The organism is Ruegeria sp. HKCCA6837, assembly GCF_013034475.1.
Lineage (GTDB): Bacteria > Pseudomonadota > Alphaproteobacteria > Rhodobacterales > Rhodobacteraceae > Ruegeria.
In genome coordinates this window covers 44,238-68,492 of record NZ_WQGD01000002.1, presented here as the reverse complement: position 1 = coordinate 68,492, position 24,255 = coordinate 44,238, and the positions used below count along the sequence as shown (strand labels likewise).

Annotated in this window: 24 protein-coding genes; 8 read left to right on the top strand and 16 right to left on the bottom strand. The window is 56.9% G+C overall.

Features of this window, described 5'->3' with window-relative positions; all coding sequences use genetic code 11:
* Nucleotides 1-10: 10 nt before the first annotated feature.
* The 10 genes from GOV91_RS04620 to regB all read right to left on the bottom strand — a co-directional run bounded on the left by GOV91_RS04620 (nt 11) and on the right by regB (nt 12,614).
* Nucleotides 11-373, bottom strand: a complete 363-nt coding sequence (locus tag GOV91_RS04620; protein ID WP_171234618.1) for a Lin0512 family protein — start codon at nt 371-373, stop codon at nt 11-13.
* On the bottom strand, nt 370-720 hold the full coding sequence (locus GOV91_RS04615; protein WP_171234617.1) for a Lin0512 family protein: 351 nt from the start codon (nt 718-720) through the stop codon (nt 370-372). The genes GOV91_RS04620 and GOV91_RS04615 overlap by 4 nt, the downstream gene beginning before the upstream one ends.
* A gap of 74 nt (nt 721-794) precedes the next feature.
* Nucleotides 795-1,115 (bottom strand): thioredoxin, encoded by a 321-nt coding sequence (trxA, locus tag GOV91_RS04610; RefSeq protein ID WP_171234616.1) that lies wholly within the window; start codon nt 1,113-1,115, stop codon nt 795-797.
* A 60-nt stretch (nt 1,116-1,175) separates the two neighbouring features.
* The gene (addA, locus tag GOV91_RS04605) at nt 1,176-4,532 is read right to left on the bottom strand and encodes a double-strand break repair helicase AddA (RefSeq protein WP_171234615.1); all 3,357 of its coding nucleotides are present in this window, start codon (nt 4,530-4,532) and stop codon (nt 1,176-1,178) included.
* On the bottom strand, nt 4,529-7,453 hold the full coding sequence (addB, locus tag GOV91_RS04600) for a double-strand break repair protein AddB (RefSeq protein WP_171234614.1): 2,925 nt from the start codon (nt 7,451-7,453) through the stop codon (nt 4,529-4,531). Before addB ends, addA begins: the two co-directional genes overlap by 4 nt.
* Complete coding sequence (locus tag GOV91_RS04595) at nt 7,446-8,132, bottom strand: nucleotidyltransferase family protein (RefSeq protein WP_171234613.1); 687 nt, start codon at nt 8,130-8,132, stop codon at nt 7,446-7,448. The genes addB and GOV91_RS04595 overlap by 8 nt, the downstream gene beginning before the upstream one ends.
* Nucleotides 8,129-9,133 (bottom strand): aminoglycoside phosphotransferase family protein, encoded by a 1,005-nt coding sequence (locus GOV91_RS04590; protein ID WP_171234612.1) that lies wholly within the window; start codon nt 9,131-9,133, stop codon nt 8,129-8,131. The genes GOV91_RS04595 and GOV91_RS04590 overlap by 4 nt, the downstream gene beginning before the upstream one ends.
* Nucleotides 9,130-9,603: a tRNA (adenosine(37)-N6)-threonylcarbamoyltransferase complex ATPase subunit type 1 TsaE gene (tsaE, locus tag GOV91_RS04585; protein WP_171234611.1), complete on the bottom strand. Its 474-nt coding sequence runs from the start codon at nt 9,601-9,603 to the stop codon at nt 9,130-9,132. The genes GOV91_RS04590 and tsaE overlap by 4 nt, the downstream gene beginning before the upstream one ends.
* Nucleotides 9,604-9,644: 41 nt before the next feature.
* Nucleotides 9,645-11,150: a PAS-domain containing protein gene (locus GOV91_RS04580; RefSeq protein WP_171234610.1), complete on the bottom strand. Its 1,506-nt coding sequence runs from the start codon at nt 11,148-11,150 to the stop codon at nt 9,645-9,647.
* A gap of 66 nt (nt 11,151-11,216) precedes the next feature.
* Nucleotides 11,217-12,614, bottom strand: coding sequence for a sensor histidine kinase RegB (gene regB, locus GOV91_RS04575; protein ID WP_171178767.1), 1,398 nt, complete (start codon nt 12,612-12,614; stop codon nt 11,217-11,219).
* Between the two features lie 90 nt (nt 12,615-12,704).
* Here regB and GOV91_RS04570 point away from each other — a divergent pair, with 90 nt between their 5' ends.
* A complete protein-coding gene (locus GOV91_RS04570) occupies nt 12,705-13,331 on the top strand; it encodes an SCO family protein (RefSeq protein ID WP_171234609.1) in 627 nt (208 codons plus the stop codon).
* A gap of 80 nt (nt 13,332-13,411) precedes the next feature.
* Nucleotides 13,412-13,966: an ActR/PrrA/RegA family redox response regulator transcription factor gene (locus GOV91_RS04565; protein ID WP_050604676.1), complete on the top strand. Its 555-nt coding sequence runs from the start codon at nt 13,412-13,414 to the stop codon at nt 13,964-13,966.
* 120 nt (nt 13,967-14,086) lie between these two features.
* Here the strand turns inward: GOV91_RS04565 and GOV91_RS04560 are convergent, their stop codons facing one another.
* Nucleotides 14,087-14,680 (bottom strand): HD domain-containing protein, encoded by a 594-nt coding sequence (locus GOV91_RS04560; protein ID WP_171178772.1) that lies wholly within the window; start codon nt 14,678-14,680, stop codon nt 14,087-14,089.
* Nucleotides 14,681-14,885: 205 nt separating this feature from the next.
* Between GOV91_RS04560 and GOV91_RS04555 the strand changes: the two genes are divergently transcribed.
* The 4 genes from GOV91_RS04555 to GOV91_RS04540 all read left to right on the top strand — a co-directional run bounded on the left by GOV91_RS04555 (nt 14,886) and on the right by GOV91_RS04540 (nt 17,936).
* Nucleotides 14,886-15,200, top strand: a complete 315-nt coding sequence (locus GOV91_RS04555; protein ID WP_171234608.1) for a hypothetical protein — start codon at nt 14,886-14,888, stop codon at nt 15,198-15,200.
* Between the two features lie 102 nt (nt 15,201-15,302).
* A complete protein-coding gene (ahcY, locus tag GOV91_RS04550; RefSeq protein ID WP_171234607.1) occupies nt 15,303-16,691 on the top strand; it encodes an adenosylhomocysteinase in 1,389 nt (462 codons plus the stop codon).
* Between the two features lie 13 nt (nt 16,692-16,704).
* Nucleotides 16,705-17,454 carry an extensin family protein gene (locus GOV91_RS04545; protein WP_171234606.1) on the top strand — a complete coding sequence of 250 codons (750 nt, stop codon included), beginning with the start codon at nt 16,705-16,707 and terminating at the stop codon, nt 17,452-17,454.
* A gap of 140 nt (nt 17,455-17,594) precedes the next feature.
* Nucleotides 17,595-17,936 (top strand): DUF2853 family protein, encoded by a 342-nt coding sequence (locus GOV91_RS04540; protein ID WP_171178779.1) that lies wholly within the window; start codon nt 17,595-17,597, stop codon nt 17,934-17,936.
* A gap of 148 nt (nt 17,937-18,084) precedes the next feature.
* Here the strand turns inward: GOV91_RS04540 and GOV91_RS04535 are convergent, their stop codons facing one another.
* The 5 genes from GOV91_RS04535 to tsaD form a co-directional block, all read right to left on the bottom strand.
* The gene (locus GOV91_RS04535; protein ID WP_171234605.1) at nt 18,085-19,260 is read right to left on the bottom strand and encodes a hypothetical protein; all 1,176 of its coding nucleotides are present in this window, start codon (nt 19,258-19,260) and stop codon (nt 18,085-18,087) included.
* Nucleotides 19,261-19,420: 160 nt separating this feature from the next.
* Entirely contained in the window at nt 19,421-19,843 is a 423-nt protein-coding gene (locus tag GOV91_RS04530) for an EVE domain-containing protein (RefSeq protein WP_171234834.1), read from the bottom strand.
* The gene (locus GOV91_RS04525; protein ID WP_171178793.1) at nt 19,843-20,112 is read right to left on the bottom strand and encodes a YciI family protein; all 270 of its coding nucleotides are present in this window, start codon (nt 20,110-20,112) and stop codon (nt 19,843-19,845) included. The genes GOV91_RS04530 and GOV91_RS04525 overlap by 1 nt, the downstream gene beginning before the upstream one ends.
* A gap of 1 nt (nt 20,113) precedes the next feature.
* A complete protein-coding gene (locus GOV91_RS04520) occupies nt 20,114-21,076 on the bottom strand; it encodes an NAD(P)H-dependent glycerol-3-phosphate dehydrogenase (protein WP_171234604.1) in 963 nt (320 codons plus the stop codon).
* A complete protein-coding gene (tsaD, locus tag GOV91_RS04515) occupies nt 21,073-22,170 on the bottom strand; it encodes a tRNA (adenosine(37)-N6)-threonylcarbamoyltransferase complex transferase subunit TsaD (protein ID WP_171234603.1) in 1,098 nt (365 codons plus the stop codon). The genes GOV91_RS04520 and tsaD overlap by 4 nt, the downstream gene beginning before the upstream one ends.
* A gap of 99 nt (nt 22,171-22,269) precedes the next feature.
* Here tsaD and GOV91_RS04510 point away from each other — a divergent pair, with 99 nt between their 5' ends.
* Both GOV91_RS04510 and GOV91_RS04505 read left to right on the top strand, forming a co-directional pair.
* Complete coding sequence (locus GOV91_RS04510) at nt 22,270-22,983, top strand: uroporphyrinogen-III synthase (protein WP_171178799.1); 714 nt, start codon at nt 22,270-22,272, stop codon at nt 22,981-22,983.
* A gap of 54 nt (nt 22,984-23,037) precedes the next feature.
* Complete coding sequence (locus GOV91_RS04505; protein ID WP_171234602.1) at nt 23,038-24,252, top strand: hypothetical protein; 1,215 nt, start codon at nt 23,038-23,040, stop codon at nt 24,250-24,252.
* Nucleotides 24,253-24,255 lie beyond the last annotated feature (3 nt).

Sequence of the window (24,255 nt, the reverse complement as noted above, 5' to 3'; positions counted from 1 at the left end):
TTTTTCTTTTTCAGCTTTGTACGTATGTCCCTGACAGGTCGGGTAGAAACGCTTCGATCGCGGCAGTTGCAACCACGTGTTTGCTGCCAGCCTCTTTATCCACCACGTCCAGACCGCCTTTGACCGCGCGCACTTCGGTGCGGCCCCGCGGCAGATCGGCAGCAACCAGATCACAATCCACCTGATCGGGCTCTTGGACGCCGATGGTCACGCCGACCCGCATCTGGGAATGATCAATGCCCAGCTTGGAAAACAATGTAATTGATGAATGATGCAACGCATCCTGCACCGCGCGACGCGCCGCTTTGGTATAGTCCTGACCATACAGGTCGTTGCCTGTTCCCATTTCCAGAATAATGCGTTTTTCGGTCATTGTGCGGGCTCCATATCAAAAGAAACAATCAGTGCGGCATTTGCGATGACCGTATGTCCGTCGCTATGGGGTTTCTCTATATCTAGCCCGCCTTTTGTGACGGTGATGTTCGGCTGGCCATATGGAAAGACCACCTTCAGCGCATCAGTGTCCACCTGATCCGGTTGCTGCACCCCGATTTCGGCATCGATGATCATTGCCTCTTTTGGAAACCCGAACAGTTCGGCCATGTTGACCGAGTTGTGCCACAGCGCATCCTTGATCGCCCGCAACGACGCCTCTGTATAGTCCATTCGGCGCAGGGATGTACCCATGCCGAATTCTACAAGCACCCGCGTTTTTGCCATTGGTTTCTCCGATGTTTGCAACAAAAAAGGCGCCCCGGTCCGAGGCGCCTTTGGAACGTTCTGCTAGGACCAGATCAGATGGATTCCTCGATCCAGCTTTGCAGTGCAGCCTTAGGGGCCGCACCTGCGCGGTTTGAAACAACCTGGCCATCCTTAAAGATGAACAGCGCCGGAATACCGCGCACGCCCATTGCGGCGGCAGAGTTCGGGTTGCTGTCCACATCGACCTTGGCGATTTTCACCTTGTCACCATACTCGGCGGCCAGTTCTTCCAGCGCTGGGCCAATTTGCTTACAAGGACCGCACCATTCGGCCCAGAAGTCCACGACCACGGGAACGGTCGAGTTTTTGACTTCGGCGTCAAAGGTGTCGTCAGTAACGGCTACGGTCGACATATTCTGTCTCCTGAATGGGGTAAACTCGGAAACAGAACGTAGGTGTCGCGCCGGGTAAGGTCAAGGTATCCGGGTTCGGGTCAGTGCATCCGTCACAAGATCGTGTGGCAACCACATGAGGTTTGCTGTCCGGGTCCACAAAATAGCGGTTCGGATGTTCCGGCCGGGGTAGATCTGAGCAAGCGCCTGCGCATAAGCCCCCATTTGACGTAACAGGCCCTCAGGGCAGTCTTCAACGCGAATTGGAACAGTTACATTTGTTTTGAAGTCAATCACTTGTACGTCCGTATCCGAAACGATGAGCCGGTCGATGACCCCATGCATACGCTGCCCATTCAAATCTGCGGTTACTGGAACTTCGGCCAGAGTTTCAGGTGCAAAAATATTCCTTAGCGATTCTGCCGTCAGAACCTGGGTGGCTTCGGCCAAAAGCTCTTGCCGGTCTGTGTCTTGCATATCCGGTAGAAGCCGTGCGCAAAGTTCGGGCCAAATCTCCGGTTCAGCTATCGGCAAGTGCTCCAGCAACAGGTGAATACGTGTTCCACGCAGTTTCGCAGCGTCTTCATCCAAACCAGCTTCACCGGGTAGCGCTTTGACCCCCCCCAGATCCGAAGGGCTGAGCGTGCTTGTGGGTTCAATGGGGTCAGGTGCCGGATGCAGAAATATGTCTGGTAACTCGGATCGTTCAGTCGTCATTTGCGGTTGATCGACCAAAGGCAGCGCATCCCAATCCCCATGAGACAGTCGGCGAATGTCGGAACCCGGCAGCTGCGCGGCTCCGGCCCTCTCCATCGCGGCCTCGACCATTTGATACCAGCTGTTGCCGTCTTTCCCCAATTCGCCGGCTGCGGCCACGATCAACCGCTTTTCGGCCCGTGTTAGAGCCACATATAGCAGCCGGAGCCGTTCATCTTCCTCACGCGTACGCGCCTGTTCCCGCGCCTGTGCGATCAGTTTGGGCGATGCATCTGCCGACACTTTCCACAGCGGAATGCCTTCGGTCACCATGATCTCGGCATCGCGCGGTGCTTGGCGTTTGGCGGTATCCGGCAGGATCACGATTGGAGCCTCAAGTCCTTTTGAGCCATGCACGGTCATCACCCGGATCATGTTGCCCACACCGCTCATCTGCCGTTTGATTTCCAGATCGTCGGTCTGCATCCAGACCAAAAACCCAGTCAAGCTGGGGATATCGGTGCGCTCATAGGCCAACGCCTGGGACAACAAGGCGTTGATGCCGTCTTCAGCTTCGGCTCCCAGACGGCCTAGCAATTTGCGCCGCCCGTCATGGCGGGTCAGAATGCGCTCGATCAGGTCATAGGGGCGCAAAAAGTCGATCTGACTGCGCAAATCGTTCAAAATGGCAAGCGTTTCGGGAAACTCCTCAGCCCGGTTGCGCAGCGCGGCCCAGAGGAATTGCTCCTTTCGCCGGTGCGCCAGATCGAAAAGCTGTTGTTCAGACCATCCGAACAAAGGGGATTTCAGAACCGTTGCCAGAGACAGGCTGTCTTCGGGCGTGGCCAGAAAGCTCAGCAACGCGGCGAGGTCTTTGACCGCCAGTTCAGCACCCACCTTAAGCCGGTCGGCCCCGGCGATGGGCAGACCGGCGGATTTGCAGGCGCGGATGATTTCGGCAAAAAGATCCGAGCGGCGCTGTACGAGGATCAGGAAATCCCCCGGCTTCACCTTTCGCCTTTCGAACTTGCCGTTCTTGCCATCTTCAGGGATCGTTTCACCCCGTTCGATCATGGCCTTGATCGACTGTGCAACCTGTTCGGCCAGAATGACAGTATGGTGCCGCGCGCCAGGGCGATCCACCGGATCGGTCCAGTCGCCCTCCTCGGCCTCTTCGACCTTCTCCACAACTGGCCAAAGATCAACCCGGCCCGGCAGGTCAGCTTTGAAAGCACGGTGCTGGCTGTCCTTGTGAAACCCTGCCTCGATCCGGTTTTCAAATAGAATATCGACCAAGGACAGGATCGCGCTGGAGGAGCGGAACGAATATTCCAGCGTCATATCCCACAGTTTAGAGTCTGATTCAGCCAGTTTCCGGCCAAACTCTTCCTGCATTCTGTCAAACGCCTGCGGGTCTGCGCCCTGAAAGGAATAGATCGACTGTTTCTTGTCGCCCACGACAAAAATCGTGCGTTCAACCCCGGATCGGGCCCCTTCCCCACTGGTGAATTCCTGAGCCAGTTTTTCGACCACGTCCCATTGGTCTGGGCTGGTGTCTTGTGCTTCGTCCACCAGAATATGGTCGATGCCGCCGTCCAAGCGATACAGAACCCATTCGGCCACCGCCGGGTCATTCAGCACTTTCCGCGCGCGCAGGATGAGGTCATCGAAATCCAGCCAGCCCCGCAACTGCTTGCGCCGTTCGTACTCTGGCAGGTAGGCTGCGGCAAAGCGGTGCAGGACAGCGGTTTTTTGGGCCGCGACCAAGGCTAGACGCTGTTCGCGCGCGGCCTCGACCCGCAGCATGAAGGATTCCAATTGCGGCATCCGGTCGGCCAGTTCGCCCTCACGCAGGGGTTTGGTCGGAAACCCATTGATCTTGGCGGTGAAAGGCTCTTTTGCGCCTTTTCCGGTCAGCAACACGCCTTCCAGAATAGGCAGATATGCCAATCGGGCCTCAGTGAACCCGGCTAGCTTCGCCGCTGCCTTGCCATCGTTGACGCCGCTTTCTGTCAATGCGGGCAGCATGGACTGGATCAACTCGACTTCGCCGCCCAGAAACACCCGCTCGGCCAGGGCCGTTTCGTCAAAGCCTTCCGGCAGATCGAACCGTTTCAACAGATCGGACCAGCCCAATGGCTGGGCAAACAGACTGCGCCTGTGCGTGATCGCAGCTGTCAATTTGTCAAAGCCCGTATCGGTCACGAACCGCGCCACATCTTCAATCAGCCCGGCTTGCGGACCTTCTGCGAAATCCTCGACGATCTCTTCCCGCAACAGGGCGGCTGCACGGTCTTCCATTTCGGAGAACTGAGGGCTGACCCCGGCTTCCAGCGGGAAGCGCCGCAGCAACGAAGCGCAGAACGAGTGAATGGTCTGGATTTTCAAACCGCCCGGCGTTTCGATGGCGCGGGCAAACAATGTGCGCGCTTGCGCCAATCTGTCCGAGTCGATGTCGCCAGGCACGCCTAGATCGGTCAGTTGCTCCAAAAGAGCAGCGTTTTCCAGCATTGCCCACTCACCAAGGCGCTTGAACAATCTGTTCTGCATCTCGCTTGCTGCCGCCTTGGTATAGGTCAGGCACAAGATGTGTTGAGGTTGAACCCCACCCAACAGCAACCGCGCCACGCGGTCGGTCAGAACCCGCGTTTTGCCGGACCCCGCGTTGGCCGCTAGCCAGGTCGAGGCGTCGGGGCGCGCGGCCTGCACTTGCCGTTCGGTTGCATCGTTGCGCGGGCTCATTTCAGGTCCTCGGGGCAGGTTTCAGCAGTACGGTCCCATTCGCCAAACCGCGCCAGATGATCATAGTCGCCGATATCTGTGTCTTTGTGCAGCATCCGACGGGATGAAAACCCCTGATTAGGCTCTAAATAAGCTGAAATTAGCTCTTTCAGCTCAGCAATAACTTTATCGGTCGGCTCTTTGACCAAGGGTGCGGAGACCTCTTTGTAACTGCCGCCCATGCTGATGAAGATGGCTTCGGCTACATCAATTGGGTCAATGCCTTCAATCCCGCCCTGCTCAGCCATGGCCGCCTCGATCAACAGTTGTTTGTCGAATTTGGATTGCTGACTTTCCGTGGGCGGCGCGCCGGTTTTGTAATCGATGATCCGCAACGCGCCCCGGCCATTGTGATCGATCCGGTCCGCACGTCCGACTATGGTAAAATCCACTGGATCCAGCACCAGCTTCATGGCCGCCTCAAACGCAATTGGCCCGCCGTCACCTCGGCGCGTTAGTTCAGCGCCTAGGAAGTCATCCGCGATCCGTTCCAACCGAGCCAGCCAGAGTTTGCGGGCGGTAGGCCAGGCTACATGCTGTTCCAGAAGGCTGTGCGCCCGCTTCAGGAAATTCTCACGCGTGAGCAAAGCGCTGTCGAGAACGCTGTCTTTGATAAAGTGTTCAAGGATTTCATGGATCACGATCCCACGCAGCAAGGCGTCAGGGGCCTGTACAAGCGGATCGAGTGGTTTCAGGCGCAGCACGTGTTTGGCATAGATCGCGTATGGATCGCGGATCAGCCGCTTGATTTCGGTCACAGACAGGCGACGCGGGCGCGCGGCGGCGGGTGGCCGTGGCGAGGGGCGAGACGCGGGTTCAATGCGCGGCGCTTCTTCCAAAGCTTCCGACCAGTTCAGCCAGTGCTGACCACGCGCACGCATTCCTTCCAGAGCGTTGCGACCACCCTGCTCCGGCAACCCTTGCAACAGGTTTGTCAGCCGGTTCAACCACCGTGACGGCACCGTTTCCGCGTCATCCGAGCGGATCGCGCGGGTCAGCCAGACCTCGGGCGCGGCGATGGCTTGTTGGAAATCATGCGCCGACAGACCGATCCGGCGTTCAGGCAGCAGCAATCCGGCCTTGTCGCGCATCTGACGGTTGAGCCACGGATCTGGCGTCGGGGCCTCAGGCCAGCTTCCTTCATTCAGCCCGCCCAGAATCAGCAGGTCGGCACCCTGCACCCGCGCCTCAAGCGTACCCCAGATCATGATATGCGGGTGCGGGGCATCGCGATCACGAACCTCTTCGCTGGCCAAAAGCGCGCCCAGAAGATCGGCAAAATCATGGGCCGTCATCGGGCCACCATGCTGCGCTTCATCTTTGAGAGAGTTCACAACCGCCAGCGCCTTTTGACCTGCGTTTTTGTCCCAAAGCGTGCCGGTTACACCTGTACTACCAGCCGAGATCGCTTCGGCCAGTGTTGTCAGTCGGTCTACCCAGTCGGACAGATGCAGCTCGCCGCTGATGTGCTGGTCGCAAAAGTGATGTACGACCCATTTGACCCAGCTTTCCGGCGCTTCTTTGCGGATCGCAAACGCCGTCAGGCTGATACTGTCGGGGAATGGCGGGCCATGGCGGCGCAGGTCCAGTTCCAGATCACGGGTATGCAATAGATGAGCGCCGCGCTCACCCCCGTCATGGCACAGCGGGTGTTTCAGCAGCGTCAGCAACGCCTCGCCTTCAAGGCGGCGCGTGAACAGGTTGGCCATATGGCGCAGAAAACGACCGGGCGGTGAGAGTTGCAGAGGCAAGCCCGCACTGTCATCCGGCAAGATATTCCACCGATCCAGTGCGGCGCTGACCTGACGGGTCAACATGCGATCCGGCGTGATCAAAGCGGCGGTTTGTCCGGTTTCAGCAGCTTGTCGCAAGCGCAAGGCGATGGCCAAAGCCTCGGCTCTGGGCGATTGCGCCTCGACCAGGGTCAGGTCCTTGGTTGCGGCCCCCAAATCGGTAAGTTTTGGCCCTTCGGTCATCCAGGCGTCTGTTACCGGCGCTGGGCGCAAAGCAAGTGAAACCAAACGGTTGCGAGCAGGAGAGGGGGAGGACAGATCAGTCCAAACTGCAATTTGATCAGGCGCTAGTTCCAACGCGCGCATAAGTTTGCGAAACCGGTATTGTGGGTGATCTTCCGACGTCAGCGCGTCGTCCAGCCCCTGCCATACACTATCGGGTTGGTCGAAATCATAGCCCGGCAGAACCAGCGCCCCTTGTGGCAGACGCGCGATGGCCTCCATCAACATAAGCGTTGTTCCACGCGACCCGGTGGAGCCCGCCAGAATGACCGGATGGTGCGGAGGATTCTCCTGCCAACGCGCGATCAGGTTTTCGACAATGCGGCGCTGGCGAGCTTGCGCATCCATCGCCTCTGCACTGGTGTCAATGAAGTGATCCGCAATGCTGATGAAAGCCTGCGCTCGTGCCCAATGCCCCGACATGTCGCTGACATCCAACTGCCGAATGGCCTCGGGCGACACACCTTCACCCTGCATTTCATCAATGAGCGCCGCCAAACTGTCAGAGAGGTCGAAGACCGAAGAGCGCGCCGCTAAATCCGGTTGCTGTTCCAGCAGTTTGGCCACCAATTGCGTCAGTTCCAGACGTCGTCGAAGCGGTGGAATGGCAGGGGGAATCTTTGCCAAATCAACGCTTTCCCCCAAATCGGTGACCAGCGACAGACGTGGCAGCAGGCACGGTGGACCTTGATTGAACAAATCGCGGATGCGCCGTTCCATACGCCGCGTATTCAGCACCAGTTCCACCCGCGCCAAGGCTTCCGGCGGACCAGCGCAGCGTCGCCGCAGACCATCGACCAGTGCCTTTGGGAAATCCGTGCCTGGTGGCACAGCAAAGACTCGGGGCAGGGCGCTGGGTTCAAACATCAGCCAAGAGACCTTCGGCCAGGGCGATACCCTCGGGTCGTCCAACATCACACCAACGCCCCGGATACTCGGCTGCAAACAGGCGGCCTTGATCTTGCATCTGGTTCCAAAGCAGGTTCAGCGAAAAAGCGGGTTGCGCAAACCTTTGTAATCCATCCGTTTTGACAATTTGCGCCCCCCCATAGACCAAACCGGGACCGCGTGTGATGCGACCGTCCGCGTCGGCCGAGAAATCTCCGTCTCCCGTGTGACCAATGGTTTGGGCGATTGGAATACACATCAAAAGCGCATCCATACGGGTCGGATCCCACGCTTTTTGCAACAGGGCCAGAGGGTTAGGGCCCGACCAAATGGCATCGGTGTTCAGCGTGAAAACCGGGTCGGTGCCCAACAAGGGTAGGGCGGCCCTTAATCCGCCGCCGGTTTCCAGAATCTCCGGTTCTTCGCGTGAGATCATTACCCCTTTGGGGTTGAGATGCGCATACAGCTGATCGGCGTGGTAATGCACGTTCGCCACGATGCGCACAGGGTTAAGTTCGTGCGCAAGATCCAGCGCGTGATCAATCAGAGGGCGCCCAGATACGTTAATCAACGGCTTGGGACGGTCCTTGGTCAAAGCGCCCATGCGCGTGCCAAACCCTGCTGCAAACAGCATCACGCCAAAGGGTGAACCGGTCATTGCGCCCTCAGCTTGTTCAGGTTTTCAGGGGATGGGCTGGGCAAAGCCTCGTGCAGCAACGGTGCGATCGACACCAGGGCCGGATGATCCAGATCGCGCATCAGATGATCCCAGACCGCTGGTATCATGTCCACGTAGTGCGGTTTACCAAAATCCGTGGCAAGGCGTGCGAACACACCTAAAATGCGCAGGTTCCGTTGTGCGCCCAGCACACTGTAGGCCGTGCGAAAATCGTGATCGTCCATGCCAGAGGCCGCAATATACCGATTGATCATCTGCATTTCGACCCCGGGAGAGACCTTGCGGCGAATGTCCTGCAGCAGTGAGACCAGATCGTAGGCGGGATGGGCCAGAACGGCTGATTGGAAGTCCAGCAGGCCAACGCGTTTTAGCCCGTCGCGATCCGGGAGCCAAATCAGATTTTCCGCGTGATAGTCCCTGAGCGCGACCACTTTCGCACCTGATGTTTCGCGGTGCAGAACATCCGCGAAACGGTGTTCAAACCGGCTTAGTGCACGTGCGTCGTAAGACCCCAATATTCCGGCCGCGTAACTTGTAAAGGCCAGCGTGCACAGTTCGGTCATCAGCGGCGGGTCAAAGGATGTCAAAGACAAAGACGGCGCTTGATGCAGGTGCAGCAAAACGTCTGTTGCCGCTTCATACAAAACACGTTCCTTCGAAGGATCCTTTGCTAGCACCCGGCTAAAAAGATCGTCACCCAGATCTTCCAGCAACAGAAAGCCGTATTGCGCATCTTCTGCGTAGATCCCAGGTGCGCTCAGGCCAACCGAACGCAGGTAATTCCCGATGCGCACAAAGTCCTCGACATCCTCGCATTTTTCAGGTGGTGCATCCATCAAAACAGCCGTGTGCCCACTGGCCTGGTCGGTCAGCCGTTCGTAGCGGCGGTCCGAAGCGTCGCCCGCCAGCGGTGCACGGGTGGCGTTGGCCCACTGGGTTTGAGCAATCAGGGCTTCGGCGAGGACCGTCCTGTTTGTCATCCAAAGGTCTCCAGTTTTTTCGTCCATTTCGGATCATTCCATGACAGGGTCAAATGGCGCAAATCTTCAGTGTTAGGGTCTGTTTTGAAGGTCAGCTTCAAAGCGGCACCTGGGGTAAGTGGACCAAGTTTGTCAGGCCACTCGACAAGGCAGATAGCAGTTTTGAAAGCGTCAATCAGGCCCAGTTCCTCAACCTCGTCTACTGCACTCAAACGATAGAGGTCGCTGTGCCAGATTTCGCCAATCGGCGTATCGTAGACCTGCACCAAGGTAAACGTGGGCGAAGGGACATCTTCGGGCTCGGACATGAGCGACTGAATAAGCGCGCGCGCAAAATGGGTCTTTCCGCTGCCGATCTCACCTTCCAACAACACAACATCGCCCGATCGCAAGTTTGCACCAAGATGCACGGCGAAATTGGCTGTTTCTTCGGGGGACTGGAACGTTAGGGATCGGGGCAGCTTCGTCATGGCGCCACAATGACCTTGCGCCCGACAGGCTGCAACCCGGTTCAGGCGCTGATCTGCTCGATCAGAGGGATTTTTGCCGGGGTTTTAGTAGCCGAAAACCGCACGATTGTCGCGCCATTGTGAACCGGAATGATTGTGCATTCCACAAGGATGCCGGATTTTAATTGAATGTCAGCTGACCATTCAGCCCGGTCGTCGCGTGTTTCGACAAAATCCCGGATTTCACCCAAGATCGGGGTCGCGTAACACTGATCCTGCCAGCGCCGCATTACGTCTGTGGCTGTGTCCGTCTGAAACCCGGTCTCTTCCGTGCCACCCCAAAGCCTTTGATAAGCATAATTTGTAAAAGCGAGGGTACCGTCGTCGGCAAAAACGGCAATTGCATCTGCAAGCTTGTCGAAAATGGATTGCATAAGATCCATTTCAGACCGAAAGCGGCGCGTCAGGGTGATTTCGGCGGTAATATCCTCGAACAAAAACGCCACTGCTCCATCCGGGTGGGGTCGACCGCTGACGGAATAAACCGATCCCGATGGAAGTGACCATGTCTCGTGATAGTTTCCGTCTTCTGCCGCTTCGAGAAGATCATTCATCTGTCGCCGCCAACTGCGATAGTTTTTGGGTTCCGGCATCATATGTTGATCCCGCAGGCGGTCAAAAAAGCTGCTTAAGCTAGGACGGCAGCTCAGGAAATCGGGTGGAAGAGTGGTCAGGTCGATCAAAGCGGGATTAAAAAGTGCAAGCTGCCGATTGCGATCAAAGATGGCCAAACCGATCGAAAGTTGAGCAAAGGTCTTGGTCATGGTCTGAACGAATTTACGCTGTGCGGTTTCCGCTTCGACTATTGCGTTAATGTCTACGGCATAACAAAGGTGGCCGGGCTCCTGCTCAATCTGGGTCAGGTCGAACCAAAGCTTGTTGCTGCTGCCTGAAACACCGACCGAAACTCTGGTTCTTCCGACGGATCGTTCTTCAGGGGCAGAGGGAAACAGGGGGACGGTCAGATCGGTGTCCTGATCTCGCGTTTTTCGGACAAGCGAAACATAGGCGGCGTTGCACCATTGCACCCGATTGTTTTGATCCAACAGCCACACAGGGTATGGGGCTTGATCCATGGCCAGCCGGGTCGGGTTGTTCAGAGCACCTGACACTTCGGGCTTTTTCTCGGTAGATTCACGTAGCCGAACGCGGACAATTCCGTCAATCCACTCGCACAGAACATCACGTTCAACCGTGCAGTCGATTGGAGAGACCACAACATACCCACTGTCGCGCACGGTATCCGGAGATTCCGGAAAAGTCGGGAAATCCCTTTGCAGCAATCGGCGCAAATCTGGCCAGTTTCTCACGTGTTCGAAACCCGCAAGCGCAATGTCGGAATGGCTGATCAGCCGTTCTCCGTCGAACAGAAACACCGCATCGAACAGAGAGGTAGTCGAAAACAGCCCATACGACTGATCCCTGTACGCCCGGCGCGGCACAAGCCACAGAACGGCAAAACAGCCCGAGACGATGCTGATTGCGGCCAGAATGATCCAATCGGCCATCATTATCCCCAAAGCAGATTCCAACCCGGTCTGACTATGGGTGTGTTTGGTTAACGGTCTCTTAACTTACACCTGGATACGTTCGTTCAAACCCGAAGGGACGGGTGTGTCACCTTTTTGCGCGTCGATCAGTTTGCGGGGCCACGACACTTTGACAATAGCCCCCTTGCGCGCCGGGTCGTCAGTCAGGTTTTGATAAGGGTCCGCGCCGTTGGCGAATTCCAACTCGGCACCGCTGCGCTCCAATAAGGTTTTGGCGATGAACAGGCCAAGGCCCATGCCTTCGTATTCAGGCCGGGCTTTCTTGTCGGCGTCAGCGCGCCTGCGCCGCATAAAAGGATCACCGATGCGTCCGATCATGTGTGACGGATACCCTCGACCGTCGTCCATGATGCTGACTGTGATCACTGTGTCGGTCCACTCGGCCTCGACCCAGACATTGGCTCGGGCAAAATCCACTGCATTCTGGATCAGGTTGCGCAACCCGTGAATGATTTCGGGTTTTCGCAGGATTGACGGCTGCTGCACATCGCCGTCCAACGCCGGCCCTTCCGAGAAATGAACCTCTTTTCCGCGCCCCACATGTGGCTCGGCCGCCTCGTTCACCACGGTTGACAGTGGCGCCTGTCGCAAATGAAGGTCGTCTTTGCCGGCTCGGCCCATATCCCGCAGAATATCGCGGCACCGATCGGCCTGCTCGCGGATCAATGCGGCGTCTTCCTTCAAGTCCGGGTGATCGTCCAGTTCCTCGATCAGTTCCGCGCTGGTCAGTTTGATTGTTGCCAGAGGTGTCCCCAGCTCATGCGCGGCAGCCGCAACAACGCCACCCAGATCGGTCAGCTTCTGTTCGCGCGCCAATGCCATATGCGTTGCGGCCAATGCCTCGGACATGGATTGAACTTCCGAGCTGACGCGGTGGGAATAGGCGCCGATAAACACAATAGCGATGACAATCGCGGCCCAGTTTCCGAACAGCAGAATATCCGGGATATCCAGAACAAGTCCCAGACTGGTGCGTAGAGGCAGGTGGAACTCGGCCAGCAGGGTTGTCAGAACAATCGCCACGGCCCCAACGATCAGGGTCGATCGGGTGCTCATAACATTGGCGGAAATTGTAACCGGCCCTAACAGAAGCAGTGCAAACGGGTTGTTCAACCCCCCCGTCAGATACAGCAATATCGACAGTTGCAGCAGGTCGAAAAGAACCATTAAGAAGTTTTCGAACTCGGTCAGGCGCTTGTTTTGTGGGAACAACAGGATGGCTGTCAGGTTGCCCATGACGGAAATGCCAATGGCCAGATAACACAGGCCCAGTTGCAGTTGCACATCATAATATTGCTGGGCAACGGTGATGGCTGTGAACTGGCCAATGATGGCCACCCATCGCAACAGGATAAGGGTGCGCAGGCGAATCCAGCTGCTGCGTTCCTGGCCGCGCCAAAAGGTCTGGTTGGATTCTGCCATTGGTTCCTTATGTCCTGTTGCATAGGCTGATCATCTTGATAGGTGTCCCGGCCGAAACGTTCAACAACCCCTTGCGACCGGAAAACTGAAATGACCCGTCTATACGCAATTCTTGCAACTGTTGTGTTGGCAATTGGCCTTGGGGCCATGTGGCTTCTGACGCGTGGTAGCGGTTCTGATGACCAGTTCGCGCAATGCCGGTCCAGTCAGATCGCCGGAGGCGCGGCGGCCATCGGCGGGCCCTTTGAGCTGGTTAATGGCAAGGGTGAGACTGTCACTGACGCAGATGTGATCACCGAACCTACGCTGGTTTATTTTGGCTATACGTTCTGCCCGGATGTCTGCCCCTTCGACATGTCGCGCAATGCAGAGGCCGTGGATATTCTGGCCGAACGGGGTTATTCCGCAACGCCGCTGTTCATTTCAATCGACCCCGAACGCGACACGCCAGAGGTTGTGGATGACTATGCCTTTAATCTGGGCGGCAAGACCATCGCGCTTACCGGCTCGCCCGAGCAAGTGAAGGCGGCCAGCAAGGCCTACAAGACCTATTACAAGGCGCATGACAAAAGCGATGAGTATTATCTGGTCGATCACTCCACTTTTACCTATCTGGTCACGCCCGAACATGGTTTTCTTGAGTTTTTCAAGCGCGATAACACGGCCGAGCAGATGGCGGACAAAGTTGGGTGCTTTCTGGATCAGGCCGCATCGTAACAAGGTTGTTTGACCTTTGTTCGCGCGCTGCTATTACTCATACCCAAGCCAAAGGCATGAAATAGCAGAAAGACCCAAATATGGCAGACAGTTCTCAGCTTGATATCGGCCCTGACAAATCCCTGCTTCTTGTAGATGATGACGAGCCGTTTCTGAGACGTTTGGCCAAGGCCATGGAAAAGCGTGGCTTTGAGGTCGAAACCGCGGGTTCCGTTGCAGCAGGCCGCGCTATTTCAACCGCGCGTCCTCCGGCTTATGCCGTTGTTGATCTTCGGCTCGAGGATGGCAACGGGCTGGATGTGGTCGAAGTGCTGCGCGAAAAGCGCCCCGATAGCCGGGTTGTGGTCCTGACCGGGTATGGCGCCATCGCCACCGCCGTGGCCGCTGTGAAAATCGGCGCGACGGACTACCTTTCAAAACCTGCCGACGCGACTGACATCACAAACGCGCTGCTGGCCAAGGGCGACGAACTGCCTCCGCCCCCTGAAAACCCCATGAGCGCGGATCGCGTGCGGTGGGAACATATCCAGCGGGTCTACGAGTTGTGCGACCGGAATGTCTCGGAAACCGCTCGGCGGTTGAACATGCACCGTAGAACGTTGCAGCGGATTTTGGCGAAACGTAGCCCGCGGTAAGATATTCTGGTATTGCAACAAAGATCGCGACCCAAACTAAAAGAAAGACAGTCCAGCCACGGCTAATTTGACTGGCATTAAACTGCCTGCACCATTACTTTTCGTCGTTCGGATTGCTGATTATAGCTGCGCAAGCAGATCTTCATGCCGCGCGGTATAGGCTTGCCGCACCTCAATCGGAGGTCTCAGCGTAATCTGCAACCCCTCCATCACCGCCCGATCCGGACGGCCAAAGAACTTCGTTGCCTCAGCCTCGGAAAAACCCGCGATCTGGGTTGCCTCCATCCAGGCGCTGATCTTGTCGGCCTTCTTGATTTGACGTTTTACGGTCTTCGGCACCTCGGCGGGCAGACCGAACCGGATATGAATGGCGGCCGCCAACCGATCATCCAGCGCGCCATAGTCGGGGCCAACAGCGGATTTGACGGGTGAAATCATGTCGCCGATCACATATTCCGGTGCGTCATGTAACAGCGCCGCCAGCCGCCATTTTATCGGTGCATTTGGGGCAATCCGGCCAAAAATTTCTTCGACCAGCAGGGAATGTTCGGCCACGGAATAGGCAAAGTCGCCGTTTGTCTGGCCGTTCCAACGGGCGACAAAGGCCAATCCATGCGCAATATCTTCGATCTCGATATCTACCGGGGTTGGGTCCAAAAGGTCCAGCCTGCGGCCTGACAGCATCCTCTGCCATGCTCGGGGTTGTGTTGCCATTTTGCCATGCCTTGTGAAGTCGGACACATAAAAATCGTATTTTATGGTATGATTTACCTGTCAGGATCACTTGCTGCCAACGTTTTCTTGAGCATTCGTGCTTTGAAACAACATCATTCGATCCCGACATAAAAACCGAGGGGGGCACACGCTTCTCCCGGTGTGCTCCTCTCACAAGCGAAACGCGAAACGAAAGGAGTTTGCCATGTTCAAGCGTTTGTTCGCCCTTGCACTGACTTTTGGAATGGCTGCAACAGCCCCGCCGGCCTTTGCCAAGAATTGCGCTGAGCGCGACGATATTATCTCCAAATTGCAGGAAAACTACGCCGAGGAATTGGCCTTTGGTGGTCTGCAAAAGACACGCGGGGCGCATTCGGTGATGGAGGTTTGGACCTCTAAGGAAACTGGTAGCTATACCGTTTTGGTCACCAATGCGAATGGAATCAGTTGCATTGTTGCCGTTGGCACTGATTTTTTTGAAGCGATACCAAAGATAAAAATTGAAGGAATCCCAAGCTGACAAAGACTTACATCTTTTGGTTGGAAGTCGTCTACATTGCCTCCCGCCCCAAGGAATGCTAGGGCAGCCGGGACTAAGATTAACCGGAAAATGGAGCGCCTGATGGCCGGGGACTATATCGTTAAGGACATTTCACTGGCCGGGTTCGGCCGTAAGGAATTGGACATTGCCGAAACCGAAATGCCGGGCCTGATGTCCCTGCGCGCGGAATACGGTGAAAGCAAGCCGCTCAAAGGTGCGCGCATCGTTGGATCGCTGCACATGACCATCCAGACGGGTGTACTGATCGAAACACTGGTCGCACTGGGTGCGGATGTGCGCTGGGCGTCATGCAATATTTTCTCAACCCAAGACCACGCAGCGGCAGCGATTGCCGAAGCCGGTGTTCCGGTCTTCGCCATCAAGGGTCAGACGCTGGAAGAGCATTGGGATTATCTGGACAAGTCCTTCCTGTTCGGAGACGGCCCGAACATGATCCTGGACGATGGCGGCGACGCGACGCTGTATATCCTGCTGGGCGCTCGCGCCGAAGCGGGTGAGGACATCATCCCGGTCCCAGGCTCGGAAGAGGAAGAAGTGATCAAGAAGCAGATCGCTAAACGCATGGAAGCATCGCCGGGTTGGTTCACCAAGATGCGCGACCAAATTCAGGGTGTGTCCGAGGAAACCACGACTGGTGTGAACCGCCTGTATCAGCTGGTGAAAGACGGCCACCTGCCGTTCCCGGCGATCAACGTGAACGACTCGGTCACCAAGTCGAAATTTGACAACAAATACGGCTGTAAGGAATCGCTGGTCGATGGCATTCGCCGCGCCACCGACACCATGATGGCCGGTAAGGTTGCCGTGGTTTGTGGCTATGGCGACGTGGGTAAAGGCTCGGCCGCTTCGCTGCGCGGCGCAGGTGCCCGTGTGAAAGTGACCGAAGTTGACCCGATCTGCGCCTTGCAAGCGGCGATGGACGGTTTCGAAGTCACCCTGTTGGAAGACGAAGTTGCCAGCGCGGATATCTTTATCACCACCACCGGCAACAAGGACGTTATCCGTATCGAGCATATGCGCGCGATGAAGGACATGGCCATCGTTGGCAACATTGGTCACTTCGACAACGAAATCCAGGTCGCCAGCCTGAAGAACCACAAATGGACCAACATCAAGGAACAGGTGGATATGATCGAGATGCCCTCGGGCAACCGCATCATCCTGCTGTCCGAAGGCCGTCTGCTGAACCTCGGCAACGCCACCGGGCACCCCTCGTTCGTGATGTCGGCATCCTTCACCAACCAGGTTCTGGCGCAGATCGAGCTGTTCACCAAAGGCGACCAGTACCAAAACGAGGTCTACATCCTGCCCAAGCATCTGGATGAGAAAGTGGCTCGCCTGCACCTCGACCGCATCGGCGTGAAGCTGACCCAGATGGACGCCGATCAGGCCGCCTATATCGGCGTGAAGCCGGAAGGTCCCTACAAGCCGGAACACTACCGCTACTAAGTGCTGTCTGACGATGACGCAGACTTCTGGACGCCGCCGGTTTTTGTACTCGACGGCGTCTTTCTTTTTCAGGCTGGCGGTCGTAGTGATCCTGCTGGGCGGTGGGGGATGGTGGCTATTGACGCATCCCAATACGCCGGTGCCTTCTTACTGGAATCCGTTGCGCGATCTGAAAATCAGCGCGCCGGTGACGCCGGTCACAAAATGGCAGTTGAACCGCGCGCTGGCAAATGAGGCGCAGTGCAGGGCTGCTTTGGCAGAGGCAGGTGTGCAATTCCCAGCAATGCAGGACCTGATTGTCGATCAGAATTGCGGCATCAGCGGGCGTGGTTTGCTGTCGCAACTGGTGACGGCTCGGATGGAGCCTGTGGAAACGAGTTGCACCACCACGTTGCGTCTGGCCATGTGGGAAAACCACGTTGTGCAACCCGCCGCGCAGGATCTGCTTGGGACCGAAATTACCCGATTGCGCCACATCGGTAGTTACAATTGCCGTCGTATGCGCACAGCGCAGGGCGAAAACAGCGGGTGGAGCAGCCACGCGCGCGCAGACTCGATTGATGTTATCGGGCTGGATACTGCCGATGGTCGGACGCTGACCTTACTGGCTGACTGGCAACGTAATGAACCAGAGGCAGCGTTTCTGAGACAAATCTGGCGTGGCGCCTGCGAATGGTTCCGGGTAGTTCTTGGCCCTGATTTCAATCGTTTGCATGCCGATCACTTTCACTTGCAAGGACCGGGTTGGGGATACTGTCGTTAGATTGTTTAGAAGCCTTCATCCCAAATTTGACCAAGGGGGAGAAATCGCGAATTTTTTTCCTTTTGGAATACACACGGGCGCGGCTAGTCTTCCGGCCATCGGTGATAAGGGCCGAATTAACGCATTAAGGAGATTGGGATATGGGCAAGCGCGACGAATTGATCGCCAAATACGCAGAAGACTTGAAGGACAAGTGTGGGATGGATCCCGATATGGACCTTTTAACCAAGGTTACGATCGGTTGTGGTCCGGCGATCTATGACGCAGATGCGGCAACTGTTGCAGCCAGCCAAGAGTCCGAACTGGAAACCGTCAAGAACAACTTCCTGATCAAAAAGCTGGGTCTGGCCGATGGGCCTGAATTGATGGAAGGGATCAATAAAGCCATGGAAACCTATGGCATGTCCGAGCGTAACAAATACCGCGCTGTGGTCTATTACATGCTGACCAAGCATTTCCGTAAAGAGTCTGTTTACAGCTGATCATCGCGCAAAGTCATTCTGCGCCCGTCGATTACTGGCGGGCGTTTTGTTTTTGAATTGAAGTTTAGGGACTTGGTATTTGAAACCATGGTCATGGTTGGGCTAAGTTTAAACCGTGACCAGGACGGTCAGAACCTTCCCTTATTTGTTATCTAAGCTCATTCAGAATGCGTTCTATAAAGTTGTCGATACTGTTGGGTTGATTGTCTGAAGTGCGGTTTGCACCTCCGCCTGCGCCAGCAAGATAGACCTCAATGCGCCCAGGGCGTGTTTTGCTGCCAGAACCTGTGAAGTCCCGCGCAATACCACCCAAAGCCTTGGCAGCAAGGTCGGCGTTTTCAGCGTCTGCAGGGTGATAATACCGCACCTGAGTTTCTCTGATCCGATAGCCTACACGCGCCGTCGCAACCACATTCGCTTGGCTTTCGTTCAAAAGTTCGAATGCCCGGTCGCTGGTGTCTTGTGATACCCGTGACGGAACGAACAGTGACACTTCAAGGTCGATCGAAGGTTTAGGGGGTTGAAGTGGTTTTACCTCAGAGTAATTCGGAGTCGCTGATTGCGTGATCTCTTTAGGCAATGGGTCGAAGACTGCCTGTGTCGGCTGTAAAGAACTACGCTTGTTCAGCAGGCCGGAAGCGGGATTTTGCGGCGCAACGGGAACTGAAAATGATACTGGTTTGGCAAGCGTTTCCGGAGCCTCCAAAACAGGTTCAAGTAAGGAGGGAAGAAACACAATCGGCGGGGCAAGTGATGCTTCGGTTTCTTGCGGTGGTGTTTCATCAATATCAATGGAGGGGGGAACTGGCTTTTTCTCAAGAATCGGAGCTTGGATTTCTTCCTCAAGCGCGGGTGGGGCCGGATCCTCAGGAATTTGCTCGATCGCTGCAGATGTAGGCGAAAGTGTTTCGTCCAATGCAGGTTCGTCGATAGGATCATTCGATTGCACAACAGAGTTTTCTGGCGTGGACTGTCGTGTTTCAATCACCTTTGTTCCGGCCCAATGCAGCAAAGCCCCACAAAACAGAGCCGCCAAAATTATAGGGATTCGGCTTTTCGAAGGCGGTTTGCTAACAGGTTCGTTCAGGTGGAGTGAGCGTACCCGTTCGGACACGATCTCGTCGACCTCAGTGTCATCTGTTGGCGGTAGCAGGTCTGTCTCAGTTGGTTTCAAGCGCGGTGGTTCGCGCGCTTCGACCTTTCCATCAGCCAGCGCGTTTGTACGCTTTTCGCGCGCCTCTTTCAGGCGCGCTTCCCAGGTTTTTGTGTTCTTCGCAGCGACGGCGTCTTCGAGAATCCCACTGCCGCCTTTAACGTCAGACATGGGGTCACACTTTCAAGAAAGACCGAATTTTATTCGAACACCACCAAGCGTCTGCGGTTGTAAAAACCGCAGATGGCAAGCCCCCACCCGGCGAAGCCCAGAGAAACATAGCATTTTGTCGAGCGCTTGAGAAGTTTTACGCCAGACACAGGTTTACACGTCAATCAGGCTGCGTATCGCCCAGTGCGCAAATCACCTTCCATTCGTATTCAGTCACCGGCTGCACCGACAAGCGCGAGTTCTTGACCAGCACCATTTCAGCCAGACGTTCGTCCGCCTTGATCTGGTCCAGCGTCGCCGGTTTGGCAAAGGGCCGAACTGCCTTGATATCCACGCATTCCCACCGTTCATCGTCAGTGGTGCTGTCGGCATGCGCCTCAGCGCAAACCTCGACGATTCCCACCACCGATTTGTCCTTTTGCGAATGGTAGAAGAACCCCCAATCTCCGATGGCCATCTGCCGCATAAAATTGCGCGCCTGATAGTTGCGCACGCCATCCCACTCTTCGCCTGCGTCCCCCTTGGCGACTTGTTGGTCCCAGCTCCAGGTTGAGGGTTCGGACTTGAACAGCCAATATGCCATCAGCCAATCACTTTTTTCCATGGAATCAGGTCAACGGATTGGAACAACCCTGCTTTGGCGTAAGGGTCGTTGTCGGCCCATGTTTGTGCAGCAGCCAAATCTTTGACATCCAGAATGACCAGTGAGCCGATCATGGCATCGCCATCCAGCAGAGGGCCAGCCTGCGCCACAACACCTGTTTCCTCGATGTACGCCAGATGCGCGCTGCGATTGTCCAGCCGAGTTTGCAGGGCACCGGGTTTGTCTTTGGCGATGAGAGCGATCAGCATGTTATTCCTCCTTAAGGGGTCGATTGAGTAGGGTTTGAATGGCCTCAGGTACACTGTAAGCACCGCGACTCAGGTCCGCCACAGTGGTACTGATGGGCATGTCCAAGCCTTCTTTGCTTGCGATGTCGGACAAGGCGCAGGCAGTCGCGACACCTTCGACTGTCGTCTGGCTGTCAAAGCGCTGATTTAGACCCAAACTAAGGCCAAAACGATAATTTCGGGACAGATCGGATGAGCAGGTCAGCACCAGATCACCCAGCCCGGACAGGCCCATCAGCGTATCTGGTCGCGCCCCGCGCGCTGTGGCGAAACGCTGCATTTCGACAAATCCGCGTGTCAGCAAAGCCGCCCGCGCACTGTCACCCAACCCGGCACCCATCGTTGCGCCACATGCGATGGCCATGACATTCTTCAATGCCCCGCCCAGCTCGGCCCCAACCGTGTCGGTCGTGCGATAAAGACGAAGATTTGTCGTTGTTAGCTCGGCTTGCAGCGATTTGCCGATCTGGGCATCTGCACATGCCAGTGTCAGCGCTGTTGGCAGGCCGCGTGCGATGTCGTCTGCAAAGCTGGGCCCGGTCAGCAGTGCGACGTCTGCAGTCGGCACAACACTTTCAATCACGGCTATCGGACCGAGGCCCGAGGACAGTTCAATCCCTTTGCAGCAGGCGACCAGCGTTTTGCCCTGCAACAAGGGCGCATGAGACGTCAAAGCCTGTCGCAGTTTCTGCATTGGAACAGCCAGAAGAAGCGTATCTGCTGTGCAAGCTTCCTTGATGTCTGCCGTAGCGGCAATGCTTGGCGGCAGGGTTACACCGGGCAGGCGGGTCTCGTTTCTTCGCGACATTTGCATTTGTTGCGCCTGCTCCGCATCCCGCGCCCACAACGTCACCGGCCCGTTGCCCGCCAGCGAGATCGCCAGCGCGGTTCCGAATGCGCCAGAGCCCAGAACAGAAATACTCATGCCTTGGCTCCCTTCTTACCGCTGCCCAGCATTGCAGGGCTGCGCTGATCCAGTGGCCACCGGGGACGTGCGGTCAGGTCTAGGCCGTCGCGTGAGCCGGCGCGAAACCGTTCGAGCCCCGCATAGGCGATCATCGCGGCGTTGTCCGTACACAGCGGAAGCGGGGGGGCCGTGAATCTCGTACCCTTTTCGGCGCAAACAGTCTCTAACGCAGCACGAATGGCTGAATTTGCCGCCACGCCCCCGGCAACGGCGATGACGGGTTCGGAAGGATTGAGGACCAGATACTGGTCCATCGCGCGTCGGGTTTTCTCGGCCAAGGTGTCCACAATCGCCTGTTGGAATCCGGCGCACAAATCCGCGCGGTCCTGACGGGTCAGCCCGCCCTTTTCCGCGACGATTTGGTCACGCATCCGCATCAAAGCCGTTTTCAACCCCGAGAAAGAGAGATCACAGCCGGTCCTGTCCAGCAGCGGCCGGGGAAAGCGAAAGCGTTTCGGGTCACCGGAACGGGCTTCGGCCTCGACCGACGGGCCGCCCGGTTGCGGCAGGCCCAGCAAACGCGCGGTTTTGTCAAAGGCTTCGCCGGGGGCGTCGTCTATCGTCCCGCCAAGACGGGTGAACTGTTCGGGCCCGTGTGCGACCAGGTACTGGCAATGGCCGCCCGAGACCAGAAGTATCAAATAGGGAAAGCTGATCCCGTCTGTCAGGCGCGGTGTCAGCGCGTGCCCGGCAAGGTGATTGACGCCGATCAGGGGCAGGCCGGTGGCGGCGCTCAGCCCCTTGGCACACATGACGCCGGACATGACGCCACCGATCAGGCCAGGGCCGGCAGTGACGGCGATGGCGTCCATGTCACGCAGACCAAGGTTGGCGGCCGCTAGCGCTTGTTTAACGCAGATGTCCAGCTTTTCCGCGTGTGCCCGCGCAGCGATTTCGGGCACAACACCACCATAAGTACTGTGCAACTCGGTTTGGCCATGCACCACCGATGACAGGATTTCAGCGTCCTCACCTTCGGTTTGGCGCACAACAGCAGCAGCCGTGTCGTCACAGCTGCTTTCCAATCCCAGCACGGTAAGTGTTTGCACCATCACCCTGATCCGTTGCATCATGTTACCAACGGCGGGGTATCACCCTGCGCGGATGCAAACAATCCTCAAGGGCCAAGGCGCCAAACGTTGTATTTGTTGATGACCCGCCCGCGCGCAGCCTCGAAACGGTTTGTCGCGCAGTTGCCGACCCGCACCAGGTCCCGGGTTCAGGTCATCTATTCCCCGATTCTCGAAATTCGCCCACTGCCCGCTGCGGTTGATACCGTAGGTTTGCAGGGTGTGATCTTTACCTCGGCCAATGCGGTGAACGCGGCGGCTTCAATGGGTGTCGACCGCGATTTGCCCGCCTATTGCGTTGGCCCCGCGACGACCGGGACAGCCAAGGGCTATGGCTGGCAGGCCGAGATGGCAGGCACCACAGCCGAAGAGCTTGTGGGGCATCTGTTGAAACATCGACCCCAAAGCCCTTTGTTGCATTTGCGTGGCGAACATACACGAGGCAACATCGCGGGGCGGCTCACCGAATCCGGCCTGACGGTACGCGAACAGCCGGTTTATCAACAGATTCTGTTGCCGCTAACATCTGAGGCGACCCAAGCCGCGAACGACGATTTGCCGATAATCGCCCCACTTTTTTCGCCTCGAACGGCGCGACATTTTGCCGATATTTGGTCGGGCTCGGCTCCGCTTTGGCTGGCCGCAATCAGCCGCGCGACGGCTGATCCCCTTTATTCCTTGGACTATACGCACCTGAAGATCGCCAAAGCGCCGACACCCAAGAAAATGCGTAAGGCGGTTAAAAAGCTTGTAAAACATGTGTTGCGGGTTGAGAGAGACGAGGTCCCCGATTAACTTAGCTTGGGCTGTTATTCATCTGAATTTGGATTCGATAAGGGGAATATTGCGGTGGCTGGTAAGAAGAAATCCGACGAAAAGCCGGTGGAAGACCCCAAGGCGGACGACGTTGTCGAATCCGAGCCGCAACAGGAGGAGACGCCTGTTGACCCAAGCGAACCCTTAGCTGAGGACCTTTCCGAAGCCGAAGCCGAAGCCGAAGCCGAAGCCGAAGCCGAAGCCGAAGCCGAAGCCGAAGCTCCGACGGAGGAGATCGCTCCGGTTGCGGAAAAGACGGTTGAGCGCGTGGTCGAAAAACGCGGTGGCTTTGTGCCTGCTTTGCTGGGCGGTGCCGTTGCTGCCGTGGTCGGATTTGCGCTGGGCAATGGCGGGCTGCTGCCGGGTGGTGCTGACAATTCTGACGCGCTGGCGGCGATGGAATCGAAACTTGCGGATCAGTCGGATCAAATCGCCAAACTGTCACAAGGGCTGACAAACGGCCCGGATACGTCTGGTTTGACGGATCAGATCAAAGCGCTGTCGGATAAATTGACCCCGGTCGAAGGTGACCTGAGCGCGGTCAAATCCTCGGTTGAAGCGCTGTCCGGTCAGGTCGCGCCTTTGGCGGATCGGATCACAGCGCTTGAGAAAGCTCCAATCGAATCCAATACCTCACCTGAAGCCACAGCCGCCGTTGAGGCTGAACTGAAAAAGCTCCAGGATTCGCTGGCGGCGCAACGGGCCGAGGTTGAAAAAATGGTGTCGGATGCGCAGGCGCTTGAGGCGAAAGCATCCGCCGACGCACAAGCTGCGACGAACGCCGCGGTTCTGTCTCGTCTGCGCGGGCAGCTGGATGCAGGACAACCTTATTCCGAACTGGTTGCTGAACTGAAGTCGGGCGGTGTGGATGTACCGGATGCTTTGACAGGGCCAGCTGAGGAAGGCGTGGAAACCTTGTCATCCTTGCGGGAGATTTTTGACCCTGCTGCCCGAACTGCACTGGCAGACGCGCGCGATGCGGATAAGGGTACGGGTCTGATCGCTTTCCTACAACGGCAGACAGGAGCACGTTCAGTTACGCCGCAGGAAGGCGACGGGCCTGACGCAGTCCTGTCGCGCGCGCAGGCCGCATTGGCGGATGGAGACCTGTCCAAAGCGTTAAGCGAACTGAAATCACTTCCCGAAGCGGCGCAGACCGCGATGGCCGATTGGGAGCAGGCGGCCCAGACACGGGTTGCTGCTGTTGATGCGGCGAACTCATTGGCTTCCAGCCTGAACTCGAACTGAAGG

Bases quoted from the DNA above. Each gene is read 5' to 3' on its own strand.
- GOV91_RS04620 (WP_171234618.1), bottom strand. From the start codon at position 373: ATGACCGAAAAACGCATTATTCTGGAAATGGGAACAGGCAACGACCTG.
- GOV91_RS04615 (WP_171234617.1), bottom strand. From the start codon at position 720: ATGGCAAAAACGCGGGTGCTTGTAGAATTCGGCATGGGTACATCCCTG.
- trxA (WP_171234616.1), bottom strand. From the start codon at position 1,115: ATGTCGACCGTAGCCGTTACTGACGACACCTTTGACGCCGAAGTCAAA.
- addA (WP_171234615.1), bottom strand. From the start codon at position 4,532: ATGAGCCCGCGCAACGATGCAACCGAACGGCAAGTGCAGGCCGCGCGC.
- addB (WP_171234614.1), bottom strand. From the start codon at position 7,453: ATGTTTGAACCCAGCGCCCTGCCCCGAGTCTTTGCTGTGCCACCAGGC.
- GOV91_RS04595 (WP_171234613.1), bottom strand. From the start codon at position 8,132: ATGACCGGTTCACCCTTTGGCGTGATGCTGTTTGCAGCAGGGTTTGGC.
- GOV91_RS04590 (WP_171234612.1), bottom strand. From the start codon at position 9,133: ATGACAAACAGGACGGTCCTCGCCGAAGCCCTGATTGCTCAAACCCAG.
- tsaE (WP_171234611.1), bottom strand. From the start codon at position 9,603: ATGACGAAGCTGCCCCGATCCCTAACGTTCCAGTCCCCCGAAGAAACA.
- GOV91_RS04580 (WP_171234610.1), bottom strand. From the start codon at position 11,150: ATGGCCGATTGGATCATTCTGGCCGCAATCAGCATCGTCTCGGGCTGT.
- regB (WP_171178767.1), bottom strand. From the start codon at position 12,614: ATGGCAGAATCCAACCAGACCTTTTGGCGCGGCCAGGAACGCAGCAGC.
- GOV91_RS04570 (WP_171234609.1), top strand. From the start codon at position 12,705: ATGACCCGTCTATACGCAATTCTTGCAACTGTTGTGTTGGCAATTGGC.
- GOV91_RS04565 (WP_050604676.1), top strand. From the start codon at position 13,412: ATGGCAGACAGTTCTCAGCTTGATATCGGCCCTGACAAATCCCTGCTT.
- GOV91_RS04560 (WP_171178772.1), bottom strand. From the start codon at position 14,680: ATGGCAACACAACCCCGAGCATGGCAGAGGATGCTGTCAGGCCGCAGG.
- GOV91_RS04555 (WP_171234608.1), top strand. From the start codon at position 14,886: ATGTTCAAGCGTTTGTTCGCCCTTGCACTGACTTTTGGAATGGCTGCA.
- ahcY (WP_171234607.1), top strand. From the start codon at position 15,303: ATGGCCGGGGACTATATCGTTAAGGACATTTCACTGGCCGGGTTCGGC.
- GOV91_RS04545 (WP_171234606.1), top strand. From the start codon at position 16,705: ATGACGCAGACTTCTGGACGCCGCCGGTTTTTGTACTCGACGGCGTCT.
- GOV91_RS04540 (WP_171178779.1), top strand. From the start codon at position 17,595: ATGGGCAAGCGCGACGAATTGATCGCCAAATACGCAGAAGACTTGAAG.
- GOV91_RS04535 (WP_171234605.1), bottom strand. From the start codon at position 19,260: ATGTCTGACGTTAAAGGCGGCAGTGGGATTCTCGAAGACGCCGTCGCT.
- GOV91_RS04530 (WP_171234834.1), bottom strand. From the start codon at position 19,843: ATGGCATATTGGCTGTTCAAGTCCGAACCCTCAACCTGGAGCTGGGAC.
- GOV91_RS04525 (WP_171178793.1), bottom strand. From the start codon at position 20,112: ATGCTGATCGCTCTCATCGCCAAAGACAAACCCGGTGCCCTGCAAACT.
- GOV91_RS04520 (WP_171234604.1), bottom strand. From the start codon at position 21,076: ATGAGTATTTCTGTTCTGGGCTCTGGCGCATTCGGAACCGCGCTGGCG.
- tsaD (WP_171234603.1), bottom strand. From the start codon at position 22,170: ATGGTGCAAACACTTACCGTGCTGGGATTGGAAAGCAGCTGTGACGAC.
- GOV91_RS04510 (WP_171178799.1), top strand. From the start codon at position 22,270: ATGACCCGCCCGCGCGCAGCCTCGAAACGGTTTGTCGCGCAGTTGCCG.